The 25,930-nt window shown below is 40.5% G+C and carries 21 protein-coding genes; 11 read left to right on the plus strand and 10 right to left on the minus strand.

What is annotated here, in order from left to right; translation table 11 throughout:
* Nucleotide 1: 1 nt before the first annotated feature.
* The 5 genes from ilvC to ACXAG7_RS13085 are packed head-to-tail and all read right to left on the minus strand — an operon-like array spanning nt 2 to nt 6,397.
* Nucleotides 2-1,498, minus strand: a complete 1,497-nt coding sequence (ilvC, locus tag ACXAG7_RS13065) for a ketol-acid reductoisomerase (protein ID WP_408042895.1) — start codon at nt 1,496-1,498, stop codon at nt 2-4.
* Nucleotides 1,499-1,522: 24 nt separating this feature from the next.
* Nucleotides 1,523-2,047, minus strand: a complete 525-nt coding sequence (gene ilvN / locus ACXAG7_RS13070; RefSeq protein ID WP_408042894.1) for an acetolactate synthase small subunit — start codon at nt 2,045-2,047, stop codon at nt 1,523-1,525.
* Between the two features lie 2 nt (nt 2,048-2,049).
* Entirely contained in the window at nt 2,050-3,783 is a 1,734-nt protein-coding gene (ilvB, locus tag ACXAG7_RS13075; protein WP_476667053.1) for a biosynthetic-type acetolactate synthase large subunit, read from the minus strand.
* Between the two features lie 47 nt (nt 3,784-3,830).
* Nucleotides 3,831-5,507 (minus strand): dihydroxy-acid dehydratase, encoded by a 1,677-nt coding sequence (gene ilvD / locus ACXAG7_RS13080; protein WP_476667054.1) that lies wholly within the window; start codon nt 5,505-5,507, stop codon nt 3,831-3,833.
* Nucleotides 5,508-5,509: 2 nt separating this feature from the next.
* Nucleotides 5,510-6,397 (minus strand): branched-chain amino acid transaminase, encoded by an 888-nt coding sequence (locus ACXAG7_RS13085; RefSeq protein WP_408042891.1) that lies wholly within the window; start codon nt 6,395-6,397, stop codon nt 5,510-5,512.
* An 891-nt stretch (nt 6,398-7,288) separates the two neighbouring features.
* Between ACXAG7_RS13085 and ACXAG7_RS13090 the strand changes: the two genes are divergently transcribed.
* The 9 genes from ACXAG7_RS13090 to argH are packed head-to-tail and all read left to right on the plus strand — an operon-like array spanning nt 7,289 to nt 16,054.
* Nucleotides 7,289-7,921, plus strand: coding sequence for a GNAT family N-acetyltransferase (locus tag ACXAG7_RS13090; protein ID WP_408042890.1), 633 nt, complete (start codon nt 7,289-7,291; stop codon nt 7,919-7,921).
* Entirely contained in the window at nt 7,896-9,074 is a 1,179-nt protein-coding gene (argG, locus tag ACXAG7_RS13095) for an argininosuccinate synthase (RefSeq protein WP_476667055.1), read from the plus strand. The genes ACXAG7_RS13090 and argG overlap by 26 nt, the downstream gene beginning before the upstream one ends.
* Nucleotides 9,075-9,079: 5 nt before the next feature.
* The gene (gene argC / locus ACXAG7_RS13100; protein ID WP_476667056.1) at nt 9,080-10,039 is read left to right on the plus strand and encodes an N-acetyl-gamma-glutamyl-phosphate reductase; all 960 of its coding nucleotides are present in this window, start codon (nt 9,080-9,082) and stop codon (nt 10,037-10,039) included.
* A 21-nt stretch (nt 10,040-10,060) separates the two neighbouring features.
* A complete protein-coding gene (gene proC, locus ACXAG7_RS13105; RefSeq protein WP_408042887.1) occupies nt 10,061-10,861 on the plus strand; it encodes a pyrroline-5-carboxylate reductase in 801 nt (266 codons plus the stop codon).
* On the plus strand, nt 10,858-11,991 hold the full coding sequence (locus tag ACXAG7_RS13110; protein WP_476667057.1) for an aspartate aminotransferase family protein: 1,134 nt from the start codon (nt 10,858-10,860) through the stop codon (nt 11,989-11,991). The genes proC and ACXAG7_RS13110 overlap by 4 nt, the downstream gene beginning before the upstream one ends.
* A gap of 4 nt (nt 11,992-11,995) precedes the next feature.
* Nucleotides 11,996-12,931, plus strand: coding sequence for a Rossmann-fold NAD(P)-binding domain-containing protein (locus ACXAG7_RS13115; protein ID WP_476667058.1), 936 nt, complete (start codon nt 11,996-11,998; stop codon nt 12,929-12,931).
* The gene (gene argB / locus ACXAG7_RS13120; protein WP_408042884.1) at nt 12,928-13,701 is read left to right on the plus strand and encodes an acetylglutamate kinase; all 774 of its coding nucleotides are present in this window, start codon (nt 12,928-12,930) and stop codon (nt 13,699-13,701) included. Before ACXAG7_RS13115 ends, argB begins: the two co-directional genes overlap by 4 nt.
* Nucleotides 13,698-14,759: a M20 family metallo-hydrolase gene (locus ACXAG7_RS13125; RefSeq protein WP_476667059.1), complete on the plus strand. Its 1,062-nt coding sequence runs from the start codon at nt 13,698-13,700 to the stop codon at nt 14,757-14,759. The genes argB and ACXAG7_RS13125 overlap by 4 nt, the downstream gene beginning before the upstream one ends.
* An 11-nt stretch (nt 14,760-14,770) precedes the next feature.
* Nucleotides 14,771-16,054: an argininosuccinate lyase gene (gene argH / locus ACXAG7_RS13130; RefSeq protein ID WP_476667060.1), complete on the plus strand. Its 1,284-nt coding sequence runs from the start codon at nt 14,771-14,773 to the stop codon at nt 16,052-16,054.
* Between the two features lie 51 nt (nt 16,055-16,105).
* Here argH and ACXAG7_RS13135 read toward each other — a convergent pair whose 3' ends face one another.
* From ACXAG7_RS13135 to ACXAG7_RS13155, 5 genes are all read right to left on the minus strand, one after another.
* On the minus strand, nt 16,106-16,972 hold the full coding sequence (locus tag ACXAG7_RS13135) for a M57 family metalloprotease (RefSeq protein ID WP_476667061.1): 867 nt from the start codon (nt 16,970-16,972) through the stop codon (nt 16,106-16,108).
* Between the two features lie 299 nt (nt 16,973-17,271).
* Nucleotides 17,272-18,387, minus strand: a complete 1,116-nt coding sequence (gene leuB / locus ACXAG7_RS13140) for a 3-isopropylmalate dehydrogenase (protein ID WP_476667062.1) — start codon at nt 18,385-18,387, stop codon at nt 17,272-17,274.
* A gap of 23 nt (nt 18,388-18,410) precedes the next feature.
* Nucleotides 18,411-18,992 (minus strand): 3-isopropylmalate dehydratase small subunit, encoded by a 582-nt coding sequence (gene leuD / locus ACXAG7_RS13145; RefSeq protein WP_476667063.1) that lies wholly within the window; start codon nt 18,990-18,992, stop codon nt 18,411-18,413.
* Entirely contained in the window at nt 18,992-20,374 is a 1,383-nt protein-coding gene (gene leuC, locus ACXAG7_RS13150; protein WP_408042878.1) for a 3-isopropylmalate dehydratase large subunit, read from the minus strand. The genes leuD and leuC overlap by 1 nt, the downstream gene beginning before the upstream one ends.
* Nucleotides 20,374-21,549: a 2-isopropylmalate synthase gene (locus tag ACXAG7_RS13155; RefSeq protein WP_476667064.1), complete on the minus strand. Its 1,176-nt coding sequence runs from the start codon at nt 21,547-21,549 to the stop codon at nt 20,374-20,376. The genes leuC and ACXAG7_RS13155 overlap by 1 nt, the downstream gene beginning before the upstream one ends.
* Nucleotides 21,550-21,682: 133 nt before the next feature.
* Between ACXAG7_RS13155 and ACXAG7_RS13160 the strand changes: the two genes are divergently transcribed.
* Nucleotides 21,683-23,245, plus strand: coding sequence for a hypothetical protein (locus ACXAG7_RS13160; RefSeq protein ID WP_408042876.1), 1,563 nt, complete (start codon nt 21,683-21,685; stop codon nt 23,243-23,245).
* Nucleotides 23,246-23,481: 236 nt separating this feature from the next.
* A complete protein-coding gene (gene thrA / locus ACXAG7_RS13165) occupies nt 23,482-25,923 on the plus strand; it encodes a bifunctional aspartate kinase/homoserine dehydrogenase I (RefSeq protein ID WP_476667065.1) in 2,442 nt (813 codons plus the stop codon).
* Nucleotides 25,924-25,930 lie beyond the last annotated feature (7 nt).

The following is a 25,930-nucleotide window of genomic DNA, read 5'->3' on the forward strand; positions in this document are numbered from 1 at the left end:
TCTATACTAAAACAGGCTCTTTCACCTCTGGTTTTATTGTTTTCATCGCAGTCATTGCCAAGCGTAAACTCTTCCCAGTCTCTTCTACAGGATGGTTTCGTATAGCCGCATTCACTGCTATTAATTGCTGATTATCGACGGTATTCGACTGTGCATACGGTTTTCCGATTACGGATAGGTCTTGTTTTTTTACAAATTCCTTTAACAGAGGGCGGCATGCGTGGTCAAATAAATAACATCCGTATTCTGCCGTATCCGAAATAATTCTGTTCATTTCAAACAGTTTCTTTCTGGCAATGGTATTGGCTATTAATGGTGTTTCGTGTAGTGACTCATAATACGCCGACTCCTCAATGATTCCGGCTTCTGTCATGGTTTCAAAAGCGAGTTCCACTCCCGATTTTACAAAAGCAACTAATAGCGTTGCATGATCAAAATACTCTTGTTCATCTAATGCTTGCTCAAAAGCCGTAGTTTTCTCAAAAGCACTCTCCCCTGTTTCTGCTCTCCAACGCAACAGATCTTCATCATTTTTAGCCCAATCGTCCATCATGGTTCTAGAAAACTTCCCTGACATGATATCGTCCATATGCTTGTGAAAAAGTGGACGCATCAATCCTTTTAACTCTTCAGCTAGCTCATAGGCTTTAATCTTTGCAGGGTTCGACAATCTGTCCATCATATTGGTAATTCCTCCGTGTTTGAGCGCCTCGGTAATCACTTCCCATCCGTATTGTACGAGATGCGCAGCGTAACTAGGATCCACTCCTTCTGCAACCATTTTATCAAAACTCAAGATTGATCCGGTTTGTAATACACCACATAAAATTGTTTGCTCTCCCATCAAGTCAGATTTCACCTCTGCTACAAATGACGATTCCAAAACCCCAGCCCTGTGTCCTCCTGTGGCATAAGCATAGGCTTTAGCCTGAGCCAAACCTTTTCCTTCAGGATCATTTTCTGGGTGTACAGCAATTAGGGTAGGCACTCCAAACCCGCGTTTGTACTCTTCGCGAACTTCTGTTCCTGGACATTTTGGAGCCACCATAATTACAGTTATATCTTCACGTATTTGCATCCCCTCCTCCACGACATTAAATCCGTGAGAATACGAAAGGGTTGCTCCTGGCTTCATCAATGGCATTACAGTTGAAACCACTTTGGTATGCTGTTTATCAGGCGTCAAATTACACACTACATCTGCCTGAGGGATCAATTCTTCAAAAGTTCCCACCTCAAAACCGTTTTCCGTCGCATTTTTGAAGGACGCACGTTGCTCTTGAATTGCCTGTTCACGCAGAGCATACGATACTGACAAGCCAGAATCTCTCATATTGAGTCCTTGATTAAGTCCTTGAGCACCGCAACCTACGATCACCACTTTTTTACCCGCTAAAGCTTCGATACCGTTTGCAAACTCCTCAGATTCCATGAATCTACATTTCCCTAGCTGCTCTAATTGCTCTCTAAGAGACAATTGATTAAAATAATTTTCCATACTGATATTATCTCGTTGTTTGTTTTATTCAAATGATTTAATTAATTCAGAAACTTTCATTTCTTCTTTGGTAATGGCAATTCGACCTGAACGTACAAATTGCATTATTCCGTGTTTATCCAATAAATGATAGAGTTCTTCGACCTCCTCTTTAGTACCTGATTTTTCCAAGACGAAAAAATCTTTATTGATATTGATAACTTTCGATTTACTGCTATTTATAACCGTCTGAATCTCATCGTTCCCCATGAGTAAATCAGTACTTAACTTAAAAAGACATGATTCTTGATAAATGGTTTCATCAGTACGATGATAAAAAGCCTTAATTACTTCTACTTGCTTTTCTATTTGCCCGATAATTTTTGACACCTGATCTTGGGTCAATTTCACCAACAAGGTAAATCTGGACACGCTTTTAATTTCGGATTTTGACACATTAACACTTTCTATATTTAAGTGTCTTCTTTGAAAAATTGAGGATATTCTATTTAACAATCCCACATTATTTTCGGTGTAAATCGAGATGGTATAGGTTTCTATTGCACTCATAATTATTCTAGTCTTATATCTGATACTGACGATCCTGTTGGTATCATTGGAAATACATTATCTTCTTTTTCAACACACACCTCCAAAAAATACGCCTTTGGAGACTGCATCATTTCCTGAACTGCTGCCGAGAGTTCTTCTCTTTTCGTTACGCGATTCGCATCGATGTGGTAACCTTTTGCAATGCTTACAAAGTCAGGGTTTACCATTTCAGTAGAAGCGTAACGCTTGTCAAAAAACAACTGCTGCCACTGCCTAACCATACCTAAAAACTCATTATTTAAAACCACAATTTTCACGGCTGCACCTGTTTGCAGGATGGTTCCTAACTCTTGTATGGTCATCTGATACCCCCCGTCACCTATGATCGCAACAACTTCTCTCTCGGGTGCCCCCATTTTTGCTCCAATGGCTGCTGGTAAGGCGAAGCCCATAGTTCCGAGACCGCCTGAGGTGATATTACTTTTGCTTTTCGTGAACTCGGCATAACGACAAGCAAACATTTGGTGCTGTCCTACGTCCGATACAATTACTGCTTCTCCTTTTGATGCCTGATTAATTTCCTTAAGTACTTCGCCCATGGTCAATCCCTCCTTCTCGGGATACAGTACATCTTTAATCACCTTATCAAATTCTAAGGCATCGTGCTTTTTAAATTCTTCCAACCACGATTGATGTGATTTATCAGCTACCAAGGGAAGTATTTGCGCTAAGCTTTCTTTAGCATCTCCTAAAACGGCAACATCTGTTTTCACATTCTTGTCTATTTCAGCGGGATCTATTTCAAAATGAATCACCTTTGCTTGTTTCGCATAGCGATTAAGGTCACCTGTTACCCTGTCATCAAAACGCATACCTATGGCGATCAACACATCGCATTCGTTGGTTAATTTATTGGGACCGTAGTTTCCATGCATTCCTACCATTCCAACATTCAAAGGATGTGCGGTGGGTAATGCTGACAGGCCTAAAATGGTCCATGCAGCTGGTATCCCACTCTTTTCGATAAATGCTTTGAACTCCTCTTCAGCATTTCCGAGAATAACCCCTTGTCCAAATACCACCATTGGCTTTTTGGCGGCATTGATAAGGCTTGCCGCTTCTTGTAGCACTGAGGCTACCACAGGCGTTTTCGGAGTATAACTGCGTATAGACGTACATTTTTTATACACAAAGTCAAACTCTTCAAACTGCGCATTTTTAGTAATATCAATCAATACTGGTCCTGGGCGTCCCGATTTTGCGATATAAAATGCTTTGGCCATTATTTCAGGGATTTCACTCGCCTTGGTTATCTGATAGTTCCACTTGGTTACCGGCGTCGAAATCCCTATTATATCCGTTTCCTGAAAAGCATCAGTTCCGAGTAAGTGTTCTGCTACTTGCCCAGTAATACAAACCATGGGAGTAGAATCAATTTGCGCATCTGCTATTCCGGTTATTAAATTGGTTGCTCCAGGACCTGAGGTCGCAATAGCCACCCCTACCTTTCCACTCACGCGAGCATAACCTTGCGCAGCGTGGGTTGCTCCTTGCTCGTGTCGTGTTAATACGTGATGAATTTCTTGTTGGTATTTATAAAACTCATCATATACAGGCATAATTGCCCCTCCCGGGTATCCGTACAATACATCCACCCCTTCTGCCAACAAACATTTTATTACAGCTTCTGCTCCCGATATTCGAGTTGTTTGATCGCTAATTACTGTCGTTTTTTCTTTTGTTTTTGTAGCCATAGTACTGTTGTTTTTTCCAGTCTAGATTTGATTGCTATTTTTTGCTTTTAAAATTCATCTGTTACACAACCTCGAGAAGCCGAAGCCACTGTTTTTGCATACTTATACAACACTCCCCTATTCACTTTTAACGGTGGAGCTTGCCAATCGTTCCTCCTCTGTTCGAGTTCTTCGTCGCTGACTTCCAAAGTGATGGTGTTTTCCTCTGCGTTCAATGTAATCATGTCGCCGTTTTTCACGAGCGCAATCACTCCTCCTTCTTGTGCTTCGGGGGTAATATGCCCAACGACAAACCCGTGGGTTCCACCTGAAAAACGACCATCGGTTATCAATGCGACTTCTTTTCCTAAGCCCGCTCCCATTATCGCCGCTGTTGGTTTTAACATCTCAGGCATTCCCGGTCCTCCTTTCGGACCTTCATAACGAATTACTACCACATCTCCCTTAGATACTTTTCCATCTCTAATACCGTCATTTGCTTCGTATTCTCCTTCAAAAACCTTGGCTTTTCCTCTGAAAATAACTCCCTCTTTACCCGTTATTTTGGCAACTGAACCTTCACTAGCTAGATTACCGTACAACATGCGTAAGTGTCCTGTTTCTTTAATAGGATTCTCCAAAGGTCTAATTACCTCCTGACCTGCTTGTAAACTCGGCACTTCAATCAAGTTCTCTGCCAGGGTTTTCCCTGTAACGGTCATACAATCGCCATGCAACAACCCTTGCTCCAATAAGTACTTTAGTACTGCTGGCGTTCCTCCTACATTGTGAACGTCTTCCATGAGGTACTGTCCACTCGGTTTTAAATCTGCCAAAAATGGAGTTGTATCAGAAATGCGTTGAAAGTCAGCTAAAGTAAAGTCGACATTTGCTGCTTTTGCTATCGCTAAAAAGTGTAATACCGCATTGGTAGAACCTCCCATAACAGTTACCAAACGCACTGCATTCTCCAATGATTTTTTAGTGACGATATCCGAAGGCTTGATATCCTTTTCCAACAGCACCCTCAGGGCTCTCCCCGCAGCGACACACTCCTGTTCTTTATCGTTACTGATTGCAGGGTTTGATGAATTATAAGGCAAACTCATCCCCAGTGCTTCAATGGCTGAGGCCATCGTATTTGCCGTATACATACCGCCACAAGCTCCCGCTCCTGGACAAGCTTTCTCAATAACAGATTGATATTGCTGTTCGTTAATGGTACCGGCTACCTTTTCACCCCAAGCTTCGAAAGCAGAAACTACATCCAGCTTTTTTCCTTCGTGACACCCTGAGGCTATAGTTCCACCGTAAACTAATACGGAAGGCCTGTTCAATCGCAGCATTGCCATCAATGCTCCAGGCATATTTTTATCACAGCCTACCACTGTGACGAGACCGTCGTAGGACATGGCCTGTACAACCGTTTCCATGGAATCAGCGATAACATCACGCGATGGTAATGAAAATCGCATCCCAGGAGTTCCCATAGAAATACCATCAGAGACTCCTATCGTATTAAAAATCAGACCCACCAAATCCTCATCTTCAGTACCTTGCTTCACTAATTTCGCTAAATCATTGAGGTGCATATTGCAAGGATTTCCTTCATAACCTGTACTAGCAATCCCGACAAAAGGCTTGGTTAAATCTTCATTTGACAACCCAATGGCGTGCAACATTGCCTGTGCCGCGGGCTGTGTATCGTCTTGAGTAACTCGTTTACTAAACTTGTTTAATTCCATTTCTAAAGTACCGTTTGTTTCTTTCGAAGCCCTAGAACTTCTTGTTTGTATAATTTCATTAATTGATTTCCCTTTGAGGATTTCCACTCCATAGGAAACTCGTATTCATCTATCGATTGTAATCCAATAACTTCAGCTGCCGTCCCAGTAAAAAACGCACTATCCGCACTCTTCAAATCGGCTAACGTAAAGTGCTGCTCCTTCACTTCAAATCCAAGCTCTTCGCACAACTCCAACACCGTTGCCCGTGTTATACCTGCCATGATATGACCTTTGGGTGGAGTGTATAAACAACCGTCTTTCTCCATAAAAATATTAGCTCCAGAACACTCGGCCACATGACCGTTCATATCTAACAACAAAGCTTCATCATAACCAGCACGCTTCACCTCGTTACTCGCCAAAATAGAGTTGATATAATGTCCAGTAACCTTTGCCTCTACAAAGCAGGCATTGGGATTAGGACGCTGAAAACGAGAAGTTTTTACGCGCAACAAACGCTCTCCCATCAATTTACCCCACTGCCAACACTGGATAATTAGATCAGAGCCCTCTGCCGAGAACACTCCCATATTTTCTCCGGTTACCACCAAGGGCCTGATATAAGCATCTTTTAAGCCATTTCGCTCTAAGAGTTCATAGGTTAACTCCGTTAATTGAGCCACGGAATAGTCAAAATCTATGTTCATGACTTCCGCACCAAACTTTAGGCGCTCATAATGCTCCTTTGCTTTGAAAATCTTAGCTCCTTCAGAAGTTTCATAGGACCTGATCCCTTCAAAAACTCCGTTGCCATAATGCAAGGTTTGACTGTATAAGCTCACCTTTGCTTCAGTAGCCTTTACAAATTCTCCATTGTAAAATATCACTGTATTTTCATCGTAGTACATGGTGTTGTCTTTTTAATTCGAAATTATTTTATTGGTTTTTGTATTTATTTAATTTTTGCTTTACCGAATGATTCCCATCTCGTTTTTAATAAACTCAACAATCTAAAAATCAACTATTTAACTAAAAAACTTTATGACAGTCAGCAATAAAAAAAAGCCTGTATCAACGGGTTGACACAGGCTTTTCTATAGGGTAATAACCATCTGTATCAACTCGGTGGTGAGCTAATAATGACACAAATAATAATTACGACGATGTTGCTTACTAAATTCATTCTAATCAAAAAAAAAAAGACTTCCTAATTTCTCAGGAAGTCTATTCAATATATTTTTATTTTTTAAATACTTACTCCCTATCCTTGTGAACAAATCACAACGACAATAATAATGACAGTAATAATATTTAAAACTCGGTTTCTCATGTGCTACAAAGGTTTGAAATATTTTTTGTAAAAAACAAACAATTTCTAAAAAAAATATTCTAAACCTCTTTTATACAATATATTAAAAGGACTATTTTTTAATCATTGCTAAAAAATAACACAAATTATTTGTCCATATCAAAATTTAATCTTTAGATTTGCCCCATCATGAAAACACAAAAATTATACTTCGTAATACCCAGTATGCTAGTGCGGTCGTAATTGACGTCACTAAGCCCTTCTATACCCACTGCGTATTGTATAATTTTTAATTCATTGTTTTGACTCCAATCAACTTACACACATTTACAACCTATTTTACAACGCGAACCCTTCAAGGTTCCCGGAGTCCCTTTTTTCCTTCAAGTCCTTCGCGTCCGTAAAGGTACTTGAAGCCTAAGAGCACAGGTGCGCCCTGCTCTCTCATCACCCGATTTCATTAGATATTTTTTAACACAAATACATTGGTATGCAAATAGTTATTGCAAACAATTCACATGTATGCTACAGTGAATTGATTTGTGCCACCATTGAAGAAGCGGCTCAAATTAGAGGTACCGGAATTGCCAAACGCCAACCAGAATACATTGCAAAAAAACTGATTAACAACGAAGCTGTCATTGCTTTAGACGGTAACAACTTCGCAGGTTTTTGCTATATCGAGAGTTGGCAACACGGCAAATACGTAGCAAATTCCGGTCTTATTGTTCATCCTGATTACCGAGGCACCGGATTGGCCAAAAAAATCAAAAAAGCCATTTTTGACTTATCGAGAGCCAAGTATCCGAAGGCTAAAATTTTCAGTATTACCACAGGATTAGCGGTTATCAAAATGAATAACCAGCTCGGATACAGACCAGTTACCTTTTCTGAACTCACCCAAGACCCACAATTTTGGAAGGGCTGTGCTACTTGTGTCAATTACGACATTTTACAACGTACTCAACAAAAAATGTGTTTGTGTACAGGCATGTTATTTGACCCAAAAGAAACCCCTAAGAAAATCAAAATCAAGGACAAAGTATTTCAACGATTAAAGAGACTCAAACAAAACATTTTACTAAAAAAAACAACACATGAAAAAAATAGTACTAGCCTATAGCGGAGGATTAGATACCTCATACTGCGCAGCCTACCTCAGCAACCAACAGTATGAAGTACATGCTGTTTGCGTTAACACTGGTGGTTTTGACGCTCAAGAACTGGCACACAATGAAAAAACAGCTAAACAATTAGGAGTGAAAAGCTATACCACTATCGAAGCCACTGAAGACTATTACCAACAGGTAATTAAGTATTTGATATTCGGGAATGTACTCAAAAACAATTGCTATCCACTATCCGTAAGTAGCGAACGTATCGTACAGGCGATAGCAATTGCAAATTTCGCAAAAAAAATAGGTGCAAGTCATCTTGCTCACGGAAGTACTGGAGCGGGTAATGATCAAGTTAGGTTTGACATGATCTTTCAAACCTTAGCCCCAGAATTGACTATCATCACCCCAATTAGAGACCTCCAACTCACGAGACAAGAAGAGATTAACTATCTAAAAAAACAAGGGATTCACCTCTCATGGAACAAGGCTCAGTATTCAATAAACAAAGGACTTTGGGGCACGAGTATTGGTGGTAAAGAAACACTGAACTCCCGTGATCCTTTGCCAGAAGAAGCCTATACCCCAGTCAGCTACGCGCACAAAAAAACAACCGTTACGCTGAGCTTTGAAAACGGAGAACTCAGTGCTATTGATCAGGTTCGTGGGAATAGCATTGACAACATTAAAAAGCTCAATTCCTTAGCACTTAGTTACGGAATTGGTAGAGATATTCATGTGGGCGACACCATCGTCGGGTTAAAAGGAAGGGTTGGATTCGAAGCTCCTGCAGCAGTGCTCATTATCAGAGCTCACCATCAACTCGAAAAACACGTGCTCAGCAAATGGCAATTACAACACAAAGATCAACTGGCCAATTACTACGGAATGCACCTGCACGAAGGTGATTATTTGGATCCAGTAATGAGAGATTTGGAAGCCTTTCTAACCCACAGTCAGCAACGCGTCACCGGGGAGGTATATTTAGAATTACACCCTTACAGATTCACCGTTAACGGTATTTCATCACCGTTCGACCTTATGAATTCAAAATACGGAATCTACGGAGAAATGAACACTTTGTGGACTGCCGAAGAAGCTAAAGGCTTCATCAAAATAAATGCAAATCAACACAAAATACACCAACAGGTTAAACAATAAAAATCATGATTGAAGTAGGTATTATCGGAGGAGCTGGCTATACAGCAGGAGAACTCATAAGAATCCTTATCAACCATCCAAAAGCTCATCTGAGCTTCGTATACAGCACCTCGAACGCAGGCAACGCCATCAGTGATATTCACCAGGATTTAACAGGAGACTGCTCCCTAAAATTCAGCAGTGCTATTCAAGCTAATGTGGATTGTGTTTTTCTATGCCTAGGACATGGGAACTCCTCAAAATTCTTAGCTGAACACTCGTTTTCTAAGCACACTAAAATCATTGATTTAAGCAATGATTTCAGACTGACTGCGCAGGCTAATTCCGAATTCGGAAATTTCGTTTACGGACTGCCTGAATATCAAAAAAGTGACATTCAAAATGCCAAAAACATCGCTAATCCAGGATGTTTTGCTACAGCCATCCAGCTAGCACTACTTCCACTGAGCACCGAAAAATTACTGACCAAACCCGTTCACATTCAAGCGACAACAGGCGCAACAGGAGCAGGTACCTCTCTGAGTCCTACCTCTCATTACGCTTGGAGAGATAATAATTTTTCGTATTACAAACCTTTCACCCATCAACATTTACCTGAAATTCAACAACACACAAATACTGAACAACTATTTTTCATGCCGTTTAGAGGTAACTTTTCTAGAGGAATATACGCCACTCTTTATACAGAAATCAACGCTTCGGAAGCAAATTTGCAGCACCTGTATCAGAGTTACTACGATTCCGCACCTTTTACCCACGTTACCTCAACACCGGTGCACCTAAAGCAAGTGGTAAACACCAACAAATGTCTGATACACCTGCATAAGCACAACAATACACTACTCATTACTAGTGCCATTGACAATCTTTTAAAAGGTGCATCAGGACAAGCAGTTCAAAACATGAATTTACTATTTGACTTACCTGAAACGACAGGTCTGCAATTAAAAGCGAGCTATTTCTAACACTTAATCACAGCACTCATTATGAAAACAGCCATCATCGGAGCCGGAAACCTAGGTAAATCAATAGCCAAAGGCCTGCTTAAAAACGAACAACTAGAGCAACTATACCTCACGAAACGCAATCTTGAGGAATTGAATGAATTCCAACACTATCCTGAAGTAACCCTGACTACCAATAACGCGTTGGCCATTGCGCAGTCAGCAATCATAATTCTTGCCGTACAACCGCAACACTTAAAACCAGTACTGCAAAACATAGCCGAACATTTAGGTCCTAAACACCTTGTCATATCGACAATTACTGGGGTAAGCATAGCGCAATTAGAAGCACTGTGCCCTCCAAAAACAGCTATTGTAAGGGCCATGCCTAACACCGCCATTGCAGTCAATACCTCTATGACGTGTCTGTGCGCTAATTTACCAGGCAACGAACGGATTCAGGAAGCAGCATCCATCTTTGAGCATCTCGGAACAACGCTACTCATCCCTGAACACCAAATGCAAGCAGCTACGGTAGTCTGCGCTAGCGGTATCGCTTTTTGGATGCGGCTTATCAGAGCCACCACCCAAGCAGGCATACAACTCGGGTTCGATGCCAAGGAAGCACAAATGCTAGCCATGCACACCTGTCAAGGAGCAGCAAATTTATTGATTCACACAGGAAATCATCCGGAGCAAGAAATCGATAAAGTAACGACTCCAAAGGGTTGTACTATAGAAGGCCTTAACGACATGGAAAACAATGGACTTAGTGCAGCGCTAATTCAAGGCATGCTCAGCTCCTTCAACAAAATTAATACGATTAAAAAAGAACAAACATGAAACTATTCGACGTTTACCCATTATACAACATAACTCCAACTTCAGGAAAAGGAGCCTACATCTACGATGAAAACGAGCTGAAATACCTCGATTTATACGGTGGACATGCCGTTATCTCTGTGGGGCATTCCCATCCTACATACGTTCAAAAACTACAAGACCAACTCGGCAAAATTAGTTTCTACAGCAATGCCGTTCAAAATCCGTTGCAAGTTGCATTGGCAGATAAGCTCAAGGAGTTTTCTCCTTGCAAAGAACATCAATTATTCCTTTGTAATTCCGGAGCCGAAGCAAATGAGAATGCTTTAAAACTGGCCTCGTTCCACAATGGAAAGAAAACAGTGCTCGCCTTCAAAAATGGATTTCACGGTAGAACCTCAGCAGCAGTTGCAGCAACCGACAATCCCAAAATTACGGCCCCTTTAAACCAACAACAAGAAGTTGTGTTTTGCGAGTTTGGCAACCTAACAGCAGTAGAAGAAGCCTTCAATCAACACGCTATATGTGCCGTAATTTTTGAAACCATTCAAGGAGTAGGCGGTTTAGAAGAAGCCACTAGCGATTTTTATCAGCGCCTCGCCTCGCTGTGTAAGGAACACAACAGCATACTCATTGCAGATGAAGTGCAATCGGGCTTCGGAAGAACTGGTGATTTCTTTGCCTTTGAAAAACACCACATCACGCCCGACATCATTACCATAGCGAAGGGTATGGGAAATGGATTCCCTGTTGGCGGCGTCCTAATCAGTCCTGAAATCAAAGCGAGTTATGGACTCTTAGGAACCACCTTTGGAGGGAATCATTTAGCCTGCACCGCTAGTTTAGCCGTACTCGAAATTATGGCCTCTGAAAACCTACTAACACAGGTCCAAAAAATGTCGGACTACCTCATTGCCCAGGTACAAACCATCCCTCAGGTCAAACACATCAAAGGACGAGGACTTATGTTAGGATTGGAATTTGATTTTCCGATTAGCAAATTAAGGAAACAATTAATTGAGCATCAGCAAGTATTTACAGGAAGTTCAAAAAACCCTCATCTACTGAGAATACTTCCTCCATATTGTATTGGGCATGAAGAAATTGACCTGTTTATCCAAAAACTAAAAAGTGAATTAAAAAATCTCTAACACCATGAAAAACTACATTGACATTCCTGATAAGGAGGTTACAAAATCACTTATCAAGTCGGCAATGAATCTAAAAAACGACCCGTTTAAAGATCTTGCCATTGGAAAAAACAAAAGACTGATCATGCTGTTCTTTAACGCTAGTTTACGAACGAGATTAAGCACTCAACAGGCCGCCGAACAACTGGGAATGCATGTGAGCATTTTAAACATTTCTACTGCCTGGTCTATTGAATTCGAAGACGGAAGCATCATGAACCTAGAAAAAGCTGAGCACGTAAAAGAAGCTGCTCAGGTAATATCTCAGTACTGTGATATTCTAGCGATTCGAGCATTCCCCAGTCTTACTGACAAGGAAAAAGACCTCAGTGAACAGCTCATTAACGGATTCAAAACACACGCCTCAGTACCGATTATCAATATGGAAAGTGCCACAGCTCATCCGTTACAAGCACTAGCTGATGCGCTCACTATTAAAGAAATGTCGACAAAATCAACACCTAAAGTTGTACTCACTTGGGCACCCCACCCTAAAGCCCTTCCGCACTCTGTAGCAAACTCATTTATCAAGATGATGCAACAGCAACCGGTTGACTTTAGCATTTGTCACCCTGAAGGGTATGAGCTTGATCCGAACATAACTAAAAACACGCCTATCAGTTACAATCAGGAAGCAGCACTTCAAGGAGCGGATTTTGTGTACGCAAAAAACTGGAGCAGTTTTAACCAGTACGGACAGGTTATACACCAAGACAGTTCCTGGATGCTTACTGAGCAAAAACTTGATCAAGCACAGTTTATGCATTGCTTGCCCATACGAAGAAATGTAATTGCCGAAGACGCTGTGCTAGACGGTAAAAAGTCACTAGTTATACAACAAGCAAACAATAGAACCTACGCTGCACAGGCAGTCATTAAAGAACTATTACTCAACTCATGAAAACATTAAAAATCATAAAAATAGGAGGGCACATCATCGATTCACCTAAACTGCTTACGGAGTTTTTAGAACAGTACGCACAACTAGCCGCCCCAAAAATCCTAATCCATGGAGGAGGTAAAACTGCGAGTACGCTCGCGGAGAACCTCGGCATTCCTGTAAAAATGGATCAAGGGAGAAGAATCACTGACGAGGAAATGCTCAAAGTAACCACCATGGTATACGCCGGACTGTTAAACAAACATATCGTAGCTACCTTGCAAGGAGCCCAATGTAATGCTATCGGACTCACCGGTGCAGACGCAAATTGTATCGAGGCGCAAAAACGCCCGGTAACCGATATTGATTACGGATTTGCAGGTGACATTACAAAAGTAAACACTCAACTAATACTAAGTCTGTTAGAACAGCAGTTATCTCCTGTCTTTTGTGCTGTTACCCACGACAAAAACGGGCAACTCCTCAACACAAATGCCGACACCGTAGCAGCTGCAATTGCCAGTAGTTTAAGCGCTGAATTCGACGTAATGCTCTATTACTGTTTCGAAAAAAAAGGTGTTTTAAAGGATCTTCACGACGAGGGAAGCCTGCTAGAAACACTCTGTTTGGACGACTTTACCTCACTGCAGCAAGAAGGTATTATCGCTAGTGGAATGATCCCTAAACTACACAACTGTTTCGAGGCTTTAACCCATGGTGTTACTGCGGTAAAAATTGGAATCCCAGCAATGCTTTTTTCTAACATCCCACATACAACTGTTCAATTATGACACTAAAAACACTTACTACGAAAGCCATTGGCTTGTTAGAACAACTCATCGAAACCCCTTCTTTTTCATCTGAAGAATCGGCAACAGCGAGTTTATTAGAACATTGGTGTAAAACACACGAAATCGCTTACACACGAATCAATAATAATGTTTGGGCAAAGAACAAATTCTTTAACCCTAGTTTGCCTACACTACTGTTAAACTCACATCACGACACTGTAAAGCCCAACAACGGCTATACTAAAAATCCTTTTCAGGCAATCCGAGAAGACGGTAAGCTTTACGGATTAGGGAGCAACGATGCTGGTGGCTGCTTGGTATCATTACTAGCAACCTTCACGTATTTCTACGCCCAACCCAACCTAAAATACAACTTGGTTTTCGCCGGAACGGCAGAAGAAGAAAGCAGTGGACCAAACGGATTGAATAGCCTACTGCAAAACCTACCTCCTATAGATGTCGCTATCGTAGGAGAACCTACAGAAATGAAACTTGCCATCGCCGAAAAAGGGTTAATCGTATACGACGCTGTAGTGACCGGAACTCCAGGTCATGCTGCGCATCCCAATGACGACAATCCCATTTACAAAACCGTAGATGTACTGCGTTGGTTTCAACAAGTACAATTCGAAAAAGAATCAGAAGTACTAGGCCCTGTAAAAGTTACTGTAAGTCAAATAAACGCGGGAAAGCAACACAACGCCATTCCCTCACAAGTAAACCTCGTAGTTGACGTTCGCGTTAATGACCGATATCAAAATGAAGAAATCGATCGCTATTTCCAACAATACGCTCCGTGTACTATGACTGCTAGAGGACTACACCTCAACGCCTCGTCCATTCCAGCTCATCACGAATTGGTGCTCGCTGGAAAAAAACTCGGAATGCCGAGCTATGGGTCACCGACCCTTTCAGATCAGGCCGTATTGAACTGTCCCTCATTAAAACTAGGTCCTGGTGACAGCACGCGTTCGCATACTGCTGACGAATTTATTTACCTGCGTGAAATCGAGGCGGGCATTGAACAATACATACAATTATTAAACAACGTAATTTAATTATTCTACTCATGAAACTCTGGGAAAAAGGCATCACTATAGATGATAAAATTGAACAGTTTACTGTAGGAAACGACAGAACCATTGACCTGACAATTGCAAAATACGACTTACAGGCCTCAGCCGCACATGCGAAAATGCTCGCTAAAGTAGGTTTAATTAATACGGATGAACTCAACTCATTGATCCAAGGCTTAGGCAAGTTAACACAGCAACTCTCTGAAGGAACACTTGTCATTACCGACGAATTTGAGGATATTCATTCTAAAATAGAACACGAACTTATCTTACACTGTGGTGAAGCTGGAAAAAAAATTCACACTGCCCGTTCGCGTAATGATCAGGTGCTCGTCGCATTACACCTCTATTACAAAGAACATCTCAATCTGCTTCAGGAACAGGCTCAAACACTATTCGACACCCTACTCACACTTGCCGAGCAGTTCAAAGACCATCCGCTTCCGGGGTACACCCACTTACAGGTGGCCATGCCCTCTTCTTTTGGTTTGTGGTTTTCAGCGTATGCAGAAATTCTCATCGACGATTTAATACTCTTGGAAGCCTGCAAAAAAATAATCGATCAAAATCCCTTAGGCTCTGCCGCTGGTTATGGAAGTTCCTTCCCGATAGATAGGAATTTCACCACCGATGAACTACAATTTGCTACCTTGAAATACAACGTGGTGGCCGCACAACTTGGGAGGGGAAAAAACGAAAGGACCTTAGCCTTAGTTCTCGGTAGCATGGCAAATACCTTAGCGCGATTTGCCATGGATATTTGCCTTTATACCAGTCAAAATTTTGGTTTTATAAGCTTTCCAGACAAGCTCACTACGGGAAGTAGTATTATGCCTCACAAAAAAAACCCAGATGTATTCGAACTTATCAGAGGAAAATGTAACAAAATTCAGGCACAGTACTCAGAAACACTGTTAATCACCAACAACCTCCCTAGCGGATACCATCGTGACTTTCAACTCCTAAAAGAAAATTCTTTTAAAGCTATTGACGACTTGCACAGTGTCCTTGAAATTTTCAACTACAGTATACAACATATCCACGTTAAAACGACGGACCTAAAAAAGGAACCCTACCAACACTTGTATACCGTAGATAGCATTAACACCTTGGTAGCAAATGGTATCAGTTTCAGAGAGGCCTATCAACGTATCGGTGCGCAGGTCACCAATGACACCTACTCGCCTGACCTCACAAAAAAACACCAACACATCGGCAGCAAGGACAACCTATGCCTGCCCGCTATTCGCGACAAAATGAAACAATTGACTACATAAAAAAACCATCGAGTACAACTCGATGGTTCCTTCTTTACAATTTCTGTGTTTTTAATACATTGCTCGCAATGCATTGATGTCGTTCGTATTGAACTCACCATCTGCACCTGAACTAAAACAAGCTAGCATTATAGAGGTAGAATCGTACCCAGTAGGAGTACCCGACACGTGGTTTGCTCCTACACCTGCTGATCCTTCGTTTACATTTTGACCACAGCTTTGACGGCTAAACCAATCTGTGTGTCTAAAACCTACTGAGTGACCAATTTCATGGGTAATAACATGCTCATTTACGTTGGTCGTATAGTTTGCCAACCCGTAAATTTGCACCCACTTGTAAGGTTTTCCTCCACTTGGGAATCCCGCTGAACCACCAGCACCATTTTGATTAGGATTGTGGTAAACTACCATATCTTTACTCTGGTAGTCAGTTCCGAAAGTCAAAGTAAAACTAATTGATACACCGCTCAATCGGTTGTAGTTATCCACTGCCCAACGAAGAGCTGTTTGCTCTTTCGACGACAGTCCAAAACCACCTCCACCGGTGTACCCGATAATAGAGATATTACGTCCTTGCGACACTAGGCTATTTGTTGCGTATTGACGTCCAGGACTCGCATCTTGCAATTCAGCAAGTTTCATTAACTGATCTTCAGTCATGGTAATATCTTCCTCTAAAAACAAACGCTCTTCTGACGTTCCATCAGGAAAATAGAACTTGTCATACCGTATATGGTTCACGTTTAATTCTAACTTCGCAGCCGCATCTACCACACTTTGTGGAATTGGCTTCACCCATGGGGTTTCTGCTTGGTTTGCTGCGTTTGGTTCATTTGTTGGTTCATTGTCACTTGAACACGCTGTGAATAGGACACTCACAGATAAGCCCAATAGAAGGGCCATTTTTGTAGCTTTCATAATATTAGCTTTAAATTAGTAGAATGGGTTTAAAATCGAACGAATTTAACAATAAAATTGAAAACAAATCACAACTTTTTAAACTATAAACACATAAAAAGTTAATTTTATGAGATTTCAACAAATTTTAAATATTTTAACATTTCTACAACATAAAGTTAATTTTAAACAGGAAAAACAAATTTTAAAACACTGACCACTAATATTTTAACAAACAAAGCGAAATACAACAGCGCTATTTCCGAATGCTATTCAGAAATAACGCTGTTTGTAGTTAAACTAATTCTTAAGAAGGGTATTTATATAATGGTACTTTGTCCCATATGGATGTTCTGAAAATTTAAATCCGTATCCTCTTGATTTTGGATATAATCTGCAATAAAGTCCCCGACCTTACTTGTTGAAAATGGGTTTTCCTTATTTAAGTCTTCCGTGGTTATTCCCAACTCGATCGATTTTTCAACAGCGCGTTCCACTACTGCTGCCTCCTTTTCTAGGCCAAGGTGTTGTAATAGCATGGCAGCCGACAATATTGATGCCAATGGATTTGCGATATCTTTCCCTTTTGCTTGCGGAAAAGAACCGTGAATAGGCTCAAATAAGGCATTCTCTTTCCCAACAGAAGCCGAAGCCAATAAACCAATAGATCCGCCAATCACGCTGGCCTCATCCGAAATGATATCACCAAATAGGTTTTCCGTTAAAATAACATCAAACTGGTTCGGTTGTAAAATTAATTGCATGGCTGCGTTATCAACAAACAAAAAATCAACTTCTACATCCGGATAATTTCCTGCTAACGCAGTCACTGTTTTTCGCCACAACCTAGACGTCTCTAGAACATTTGCCTTGTCTACTAAGGTCAACTTTTTTCTTCGTTGTTGTGCTGCCTGAAAGGCTAAATGAGCAATGCGCTCAATTTCTTCTACGGTGTAGGAACATCCATCAAAGGCTATTTTTCCGTCATCGCTAAGTTCTTTTATCCCAAAATAAATACCACCTGTCAATTCTCTATAAATGCTAATATCGGTTCCTTCAATACGCTCTCTTTTCAAAGGAGAATTCTCAATTAGCGCATCATAAGCCTTCACAGGACGAACATTACAAAAGAGTCCAAGTTCCTTACGCAATCTTAAAAGTCCCTGCTCCGGACGCACCTTGGCATTGGGGTCATTATCGTACTTAGGATCACCAATAGCTCCAAATAAAATGGCATCACCAGCCCTACACAAACTCAGTGTTTCCTCTGGTAATGGGTTTCCTGTTGCATCGATGGCACAGGCTCCCATTGCTGCTTCTTTAAACAAGAACGTATGATCAAAGGTATCTGCAACTGCCAACAATGCTTTCTTTGCTTGAGCAGTAACTTCTGGTCCGATACCGTCACCAGGTATCACAGTTATATTTGCTTTCATTATCTATTTTTTTAACATCCTCCTTAGCTAAGTGTTGCTTCAAAAGATTTGATTTCGTTTTTCTTACTCACTAAAAAATCAATATCATCGTACCCGTTTAACAAACAGGTCTTTTTATAACTATCTATTTCAAATTTTACATTTCCAACAACGGTACGCAACAATTGCTCCTCCAAATCCACAATAATTCTTGAAGTTGGATCAGCCGTGATCAAAGCCAACAGTTGTTCTAAAAATTCAGGACTTACTTGAATAGGTAAAATTCCATTATTTAAGGCATTTCCTTTAAAAATATCAGCAAAGAAACTACTGATAACTACTCTAAAACCATATCCGTATAAAGCCCATGCTGCGTGTTCTCTGCTTGAACCACAACCAAAATTATCACCAGCAATTAAAATACTTCCTTGGTATTTGGGATTGTTCAGAATAAAATTGGTATTCAAATCTCCCTCTTTAGTATACCTCCAATCCCTAAATACATTGTCACCAAAACCATCTTTATCCGTTGCCTTTAAAAAACGAGCCGGAATAATTTGATCTGTATCGATATTCTCTGTTGCCAAAGGGATGGCAGTGTCAATAAGTTTCACAAATTTCTCCATTAATTGAGGTGTTTTGTAAAGTTAATAATTTTACCTTCTACGGCCGTTGCTGCCGCCATAAGTGGACTTGCCAAAATGGTTCTCGCTCCCTGCCCTTGACGTCCTTCAAAATTTCTATTCGAGGTGGATACGCAGTATTCTCCTTCTGGAATTTTGTCATCGTTCATTGCCAAACATGCGGAACAACCCGGTTGACGCATTTGAAAACCAGCTTCTTCAAAAATCTCATGTAGGCCTTCCTCTCTAATTTGCGCCACCACTTGCTGCGATCCCGGCACTAACCAAGCATTGACGTTGGCCGCTTTTTGCTTTCCTTTCACATAATCGGCTGCGACTCTAAAATCTTCAATTCTCGAGTTGGTACAACTTCCGATAAACACGTAGTTTATAGGCGTATTCACTAAACTCTCTCCTTTTCGGAAGTTCATATAATTCAAAGCCTTATCAAAAGATGTATCTTTCAACTCAGGAATTCGATCAGAGATTTTGATTCCCATTCCTGGGTTGGTCCCATAGGTAAGCATAGGTTCTATATCTGCTGCATCAAAATAATATTCCTTATCAAAAACAGCATCATCGTCTGTTTTTAAGGTTTTCCAATAGGCTACTTTTTCACTAAACGCAGCTCCTTTTGGTGCAAACTCTTTGCCTTCGACATAGTCAAAAGTAGTTTGATCTGGAGCAATCATTCCTCCACGTGCCCCCATTTCAATACTCATATTACACACGGTCATCCTACCCTCCATCGACATTTCTTCAAAAACGTTACCGGCATATTCGCAAAAATATCCAGTTCCTGAATTGGTACCGAGTTGCGCAATAATATAGAGTATCACATCTTTGGGCAGTACTCCTTTTTTGAGTGTGCCATTCACGTGAACTCGTAAACTCTTAGGTTTTTCTAGCAGTAAACACTGGCTTGCAAATACCTGTGCTACCTGACTGGTTCCAATACCAAATGCAATGGTACCGAACGCTCCATGGGTCGAAGTATGACTATCTCCACAAACCATGGTCATTCCCGGCTGAGTTATTCCTAATTCAGGAGCCATAACATGTACGATTCCATTGTACTTATGTCCTAAACCATATAATGTAATTCCATTTTTTTCACAGTTTTTTGTCAACTGCTCTAGCTGATTCCTCGACAACTCGTCTTTTACAGGTAAATGCTGATCGACTGTTGGTGTATTATGATCGGCTGTTGCCACAATTTTATCAGGTCGGGCAATCGGAATCCCTCGATCCTCCAACTCGTTAAAGGCCTGAGGACTGGTAACCTCATGAATAAGGTGTTTATCAATGTATAGTATTTGCGGTCCATCCGGAATGGTTTCTACCACATGTGCATCCCATACTTTATCAAATAATGTCTTCCCCATTAGGCTATTGCTATTTTTGAAATTTTATTAACTTGACTCATGATTCGATGGATATCATCATCGATCACCTCTTTTTGTTTGTCCGCAAACTTCAAGAAGGTTCCGTAAGCAGCGTCTAATTGTACTTTTGTCAATTCGTACCCAATTTTCTTTGCTCTGTAGGCCAGTGCAGCTCTACCGCTTCGCGCCGTCAACACGATAGCACTTTCCGTCACTCCTACTTCTGCTGGATTGATAATTTCATAGGTTTCTCTATTCTTAATCACTCCATCTTGGTGAATTCCAGAACTGTGAGCAAAGGCATTGGCTCCGACAATTGCCTTATTAGCTTGTACCATCATTCCCATTTTTTCGCGTACCATCATACTGGTATCGTACAATAGGGTCGTATCAATATCCGTTTGAAGATTCAAATACGGATGTTGCTTTAAAATCATCACAACTTCCTCTAAGGCAGTATTCCCGGCGCGTTCACCTATACCGTTAATGGTACATTCAATTTGTCTTGCTCCATTAATGACACCTGCGATAGAGTTTGCCGTTGCTAACCCTAAATCGTTGTGACAATGACAAGAAATAGTAACCTTATCAATACCCGCTACATGCTCTTTTAAATACTTAATTTTTTCACCGTACTCTTCCGGCAAACAGTACCCCGTAGTATCGGGAATATTCAAAACTGTGGCTCCTGACTTAATAACTTCTTCACAAACCTTTGCCAAAAAAGCATTGTCTGTCCTTCCGGCATCTTCAGCATAGAACTCGACATCACCTACAAAGTTTCTCGCATGGGCAACGGCTCGCTTAGCGCGCTCAATTACTGCCTCTTGTGTTGAGTTAAACTTGAATTTGATGTGAGACTCACTCGTACCAATTCCGGTATGTATACGCGGTTTTTTCGCTACTTTTAAAGCTTCAGCTGCTACATTTATATCGTTTTCAACAGCTCTGGTCAAACCACAAACAGTCGCATGCTTTACCAGTTTGGCAATTTCATGTACCGAAGTAAAATCACCAGGACTGGACACTGGAAACCCAGCCTCTATTACATCCACTCCTAATAAATCTAACCTTTCTGCTATAATTAGTTTCTGATCCGTATCTAATTTGCATCCAGGAACCTGCTCACCATCTCGCAAGGTCGTATCGAAAATTTGGACTTTATCGTTTGACATAACTATAAATCTTTTGTCTTAATTATAAAATCAAATGTATATATTGGAATTTCTAAGTAGCCTAATCCGCTAGTGCTATTTACGAAAGTTAACAAAACAATAAACAAAACAAAATACTGATTACCAGTAAGTTATGAGAAACACAATTACATCAACCAACCTTCAAAACGATACCCTATTCATTTTGATCAAGTCGCTTTCTAAATCAGAAAAGAGGCAGTTCAACTTATATATAGGACGGCTTGAGGGAAACGTAGATGCTAAATTTTTCGCCCTGTTTAAGCTGTTAGAAAAGCAAAAAAACTACGATGAAAAGGCCATTATCAAAAGTGGTATTGTGAGCAAACAACAGCTTTCAAATTTAAAAGCCCATCTCTACAAACAAATTCTGACGAGCTTGCGTTTAAATCCATCGCACAAAAACATTCGCATTCAAATTCGTGAACAATTAGATTTTGCCACCGTACTGTATCAAAAAGGATTGTACAAACAAAGTTTGAAACTCCTTGAAAAAGCCAAAAACATGGCCTTAGAGAGTGAAGAAAAGAATATGGCTTATGAAATTGTTGAATTTGAAAAACTTATCGAAAGTCAATACATCACCAGAAGTATTAACACACGAGCCGACCAACTAACCATCCAAGCGAAAGAGCTAAGTCAGCAAAACGTAATCACCAGCAAGTTGTCAAACCTGTCGCTACAGCTCTATGGAATTCTACTAAAAAAAGGCTACGTCCGCAATGATCAAGAACTGAAAATGGTCAATGACTATTTCAATGCAAGAATTCCGAAATACGACTTTAAATTGTTGGGATTTCGAGAAAAACTCTGGTTGTACAAAGCCAATTTATGGCACAGTTTTTTGACACAAGATTTTCTTCAGAGCTACAAGTACGCCCAAAAATGGATAAACCTTTTTAAGTGCCATCCCAAAAAAATAAACGTACATCCAGTTTTCTTTTTAAAAGGGGTCAACTACCTCTTAGAAAGCCTTTTTTTCATTAATCACTACCAGAAATTCGAAGAAGAATTTTTACTGTTTGAACAGCAAATTCACGAGCAGGTAATTCCGAAAAACAGCAATACGGAAATTTTAATTTTCCAGTATTATTACGCAAACCTCTTACACAAACACTATATGCAAGGTAGTTTTGAAGAAGGGGAATATTTAGTGGCCATTATTGAAGAAAAAATAGATTCCTATAGAAACCTACTCGACAACCACCACATCGTTGTCATGTATTACAAAATTGCCTGTTTGTATTTTGGGATGGGGAAAAATAAGGAATGTATTGGCTACCTCAACAAGATTATCAAATCAAAAAATTTGCACGTAGCAGAAGACCTTCAGTGTTTTGCTCGCGTATTAAGCCTCATAGCCCATTACGAATCGGGCTTGGACTATCATTTAGAAGTACAATTCAAAGACACCTATCGCTTTTTATTAAAAATGGAAAATCTTCAAGAAGTACAAAAAGAGTTTATTTCGTCAATTAAAGCTCTTGGCGATGTATACCCACATCAAATAAAAAATGAGTTTCGAAAAATTTACGACCGCCTAAAAGTTTTTGAGCACCACCCGTATGAGAAACGAGCGTTTTTATACCTCGATATCCTCTCTTGGCTGGAGAGTAAAATCCAAAATAAACCGGTCGCAAAAATAATTCAAGAAAAATTTTTGCTTATGAATTCATAAATTCTATATATTTGACGCCATGATACATAACGAAAGAAATATCATCTCTATTGATATCACCCTTACCGGGGTGACTTTCGTTGGCACCATTATTACTACTACAACAGGTATCACCCTTTAGGGGGTTCTTTTTATACATATCATCATACGTCCTATTTGTATTTTCGAATAACTCGAAAACAGACAAATAACCTACAACACATTTAAAATCAATTTTTTACTTAAACACTTTTATCATGAAAGTTCTAAAGTTTGGTGGTTCTTCAGTAGCCAATAGCCAAAACATCCAAAGAGTTGTACAAATCGTACAAAAAGTAGCAGCCGAAGAAAAAGTAGCTGTAGTTGTTTCAGCTTTTGGAAAAACGACCAACAATTTAATTGCAGCTGCGAGCTTAGCAACTGCACAAAACCCTGATTATTTAGACCTATTTGATCGCGTTTCCCAACTGCATTTACAGGTTGTTGACTATCTGGTTGCGCCCGACAGAAAAGCGGAAACTACCCGAGGTGTAACGCAACTGTTCCAGCAATTAAAAACCTTGCTAGAAGGCTGTTTTTTACTAAGGGAAGTCACTCCAAAAACCATGGCTACCATCAGTGGATTTGGTGAATTACTATCATCGTATATTATTTCTGAAGTGGCTAAAAACACCATGGATGCGAGTTATAAAGACAGTCGTGAACTCATTGTTACCAGTAATGGTTTTGAAAAAGCTCAGGTAAATTTCAAAGAAACCAACGCCAATTGCGTTGCTTTTTTTGACAAGCACCCCAACAGAGTTACCGTACTTCCAGGTTTTATAGCCAAATCTAGCCAAGGAACTCCTACCACCTTAGGAAGAGGAGGGTCTGACTACAGTGCTGCGATCTATGCCGCGGCTGTCCAGGCAAAAGAATTACAGATATGGACGGATGTGAGCGGAATGTTTACCGCTAATCCAAGCATCGTTAAGCAGGCATTTCCCATTCCTCAAATTTCCTACCAAGAAGCCATGGAATTGTCTCATTTTGGAGCCAAAGTAATCTACCCTCCAACCATACAACCTGTTTTAGAGAGGAAGATTCCTATTTGGATAAAAAATACTTTTGAACCGGACCATCACGGAACACTCATCAGTGAAACCACCAATGCACTACAACCCGTTAAAGGAATTAGCTACATTGAAAATATCAGTCTACTCACCTTGGAAGGCAGTGGCATGGTTGGTGTTTCAGGCATTTCAAAACGCCTTTTTGAAACCTTATCCATCCACGATATTAATGTTGTTCTTATCACTCAAGCATCATCTGAGCACTCTATATGTATCGGGATCTATAAAGAAGATGCCCCCGCAGCTGAAAGCGCTATTAATACTGCCTTTGAAGTGGAGATTGAACGTCATAAAATACAACCAGTTTCGGTAGAATCTGACCTCGCAATTTTAGCCTTAGTAGGAGACCAAATGAAAAACCACCAAGGATTAAGCGGGCAAATGTTTAGTGCTTTAGGAAAAAACAATGTCAACATAAGGGCCATTGCACAAGGAGCCTCTCAAAAAAACATCTCGGCTGTGATTGATAGTAAAGATGCCAAAAAAGGACTCAACACCTTGCATGAACAATTTTTTGAGGCTCGAATGAAACAACTCAACTTGTTTGTTACCGGGGTAGGAAATGTTGGAAAACGCTTTTTAGCTCAACTTCAACAACAGCAAAATTACCTCCGTGAAGAGTTTAAAATGAACCTGCGAGTTATCGGGATCTCCAATTCTAAACACATGGTTTTCGATCGAGAGGGAATTGATTTATCTGTTTGGGAATCGCTGCTTGCACAAGGAGAAAAAACGAGCATCCACGACTTTTTCTCACGTGCCAAAGACCTGAACTTACGCAATGCCGTATTTATAGACAATACTGCCAACGAATCGGTATCTCAAATATACGAAAGTTACCTCCGCAACAATATCGCAGTGGTAACCTGTAACAAGATTGCCTGTGCATCAGAGCTCAAGAACTACGAAACCCTTAAACGCGTATCCAAAAAATACAATGCTCCGTTTTTGTTTGAAACGAACGTAGGTGCTGGACTCCCAATTATCGACACACTTAAAAACTTGATTGCATCAGGTGACAAGGTTCGAAAAATTCAGGCTGTGCTTTCCGGTAGTTTAAATTTTGTATTCAACAATTTTAATGGCGAGACTAGTTTTCACGATGTGGTAAAACAAGCACAAGAAGAAGGATATACTGAGCCAGACCCAACGATAGACCTTAGCGGTATTGACGTTGCTCGAAAAATACTAATCCTAGCACGAGAAAGCGGGTATAAATTAGATTTAGAAGCTATTGAAAACGATTCTTTTTTACCGAGCGAGGCCCTAGAAGCAAGCAACTTGGAAGCATTTTACCAAAGCCTACAAACATGTGAATCTGATTTTCAAAAGTTGTACGAGTCGGCGCAAACGGCAGGCAAAAAGCTAAAGTACGTCGCTGAGTTCGCTGAAGGAAAAGCCAAGGTTGGACTGCAAGCAGTAGCCCCTGATCATCCTTTTTACAATTTGGAAGGAAGTGACAATATCGTATTGTTTTACACAGATCGTTATCCGGTACAACCCCTGCAAATTAAAGGAGCCGGAGCCGGAGCAGACGTAACAGCTTCGGGTATTTTTGCCGATGTTATTCGAATAGGAAATAATTAATTATTGA

It is taken from the genome of Tenacibaculum sp. AWR4_210, from assembly GCF_056160945.1.

Bases quoted from the DNA above. Each gene is read 5' to 3' on its own strand.
- ACXAG7_RS13155 (WP_476667064.1), bottom strand. From the start codon at position 21,549: ATGTCAAACGATAAAGTCCAAATTTTCGATACGACCTTGCGAGATGGT.
- argC (WP_476667056.1), top strand. From the start codon at position 9,080: ATGATTGAAGTAGGTATTATCGGAGGAGCTGGCTATACAGCAGGAGAA.
- argH (WP_476667060.1), top strand. From the start codon at position 14,771: ATGAAACTCTGGGAAAAAGGCATCACTATAGATGATAAAATTGAACAG.
- ACXAG7_RS13115 (WP_476667058.1), top strand. From the start codon at position 11,996: ATGAAAAACTACATTGACATTCCTGATAAGGAGGTTACAAAATCACTT.
- leuD (WP_476667063.1), bottom strand. From the start codon at position 18,992: ATGGAGAAATTTGTGAAACTTATTGACACTGCCATCCCTTTGGCAACA.
- leuB (WP_476667062.1), bottom strand. From the start codon at position 18,387: ATGAAAGCAAATATAACTGTGATACCTGGTGACGGTATCGGACCAGAA.
- ACXAG7_RS13135 (WP_476667061.1), bottom strand. From the start codon at position 16,972: ATGAAAGCTACAAAAATGGCCCTTCTATTGGGCTTATCTGTGAGTGTC.
- ilvD (WP_476667054.1), bottom strand. From the start codon at position 5,507: ATGGAATTAAACAAGTTTAGTAAACGAGTTACTCAAGACGATACACAG.
- ilvC (WP_408042895.1), bottom strand. From the start codon at position 1,498: ATGGAAAATTATTTTAATCAATTGTCTCTTAGAGAGCAATTAGAGCAG.
- argB (WP_408042884.1), top strand. From the start codon at position 12,928: ATGAAAACATTAAAAATCATAAAAATAGGAGGGCACATCATCGATTCA.
- ACXAG7_RS13090 (WP_408042890.1), top strand. From the start codon at position 7,289: ATGCAAATAGTTATTGCAAACAATTCACATGTATGCTACAGTGAATTG.
- ilvB (WP_476667053.1), bottom strand. From the start codon at position 3,783: ATGGCTACAAAAACAAAAGAAAAAACGACAGTAATTAGCGATCAAACA.
- ACXAG7_RS13125 (WP_476667059.1), top strand. From the start codon at position 13,698: ATGACACTAAAAACACTTACTACGAAAGCCATTGGCTTGTTAGAACAA.
- leuC (WP_408042878.1), bottom strand. From the start codon at position 20,374: ATGGGGAAGACATTATTTGATAAAGTATGGGATGCACATGTGGTAGAA.
- argG (WP_476667055.1), top strand. From the start codon at position 7,896: ATGAAAAAAATAGTACTAGCCTATAGCGGAGGATTAGATACCTCATAC.
- ilvN (WP_408042894.1), bottom strand. From the start codon at position 2,047: ATGAGTGCAATAGAAACCTATACCATCTCGATTTACACCGAAAATAAT.
- thrA (WP_476667065.1), top strand. From the start codon at position 23,482: ATGAAAGTTCTAAAGTTTGGTGGTTCTTCAGTAGCCAATAGCCAAAAC.
- ACXAG7_RS13110 (WP_476667057.1), top strand. From the start codon at position 10,858: ATGAAACTATTCGACGTTTACCCATTATACAACATAACTCCAACTTCA.
- proC (WP_408042887.1), top strand. From the start codon at position 10,061: ATGAAAACAGCCATCATCGGAGCCGGAAACCTAGGTAAATCAATAGCC.
- ACXAG7_RS13085 (WP_408042891.1), bottom strand. From the start codon at position 6,397: ATGTACTACGATGAAAATACAGTGATATTTTACAATGGAGAATTTGTA.
- ACXAG7_RS13160 (WP_408042876.1), top strand. From the start codon at position 21,683: ATGAGAAACACAATTACATCAACCAACCTTCAAAACGATACCCTATTC.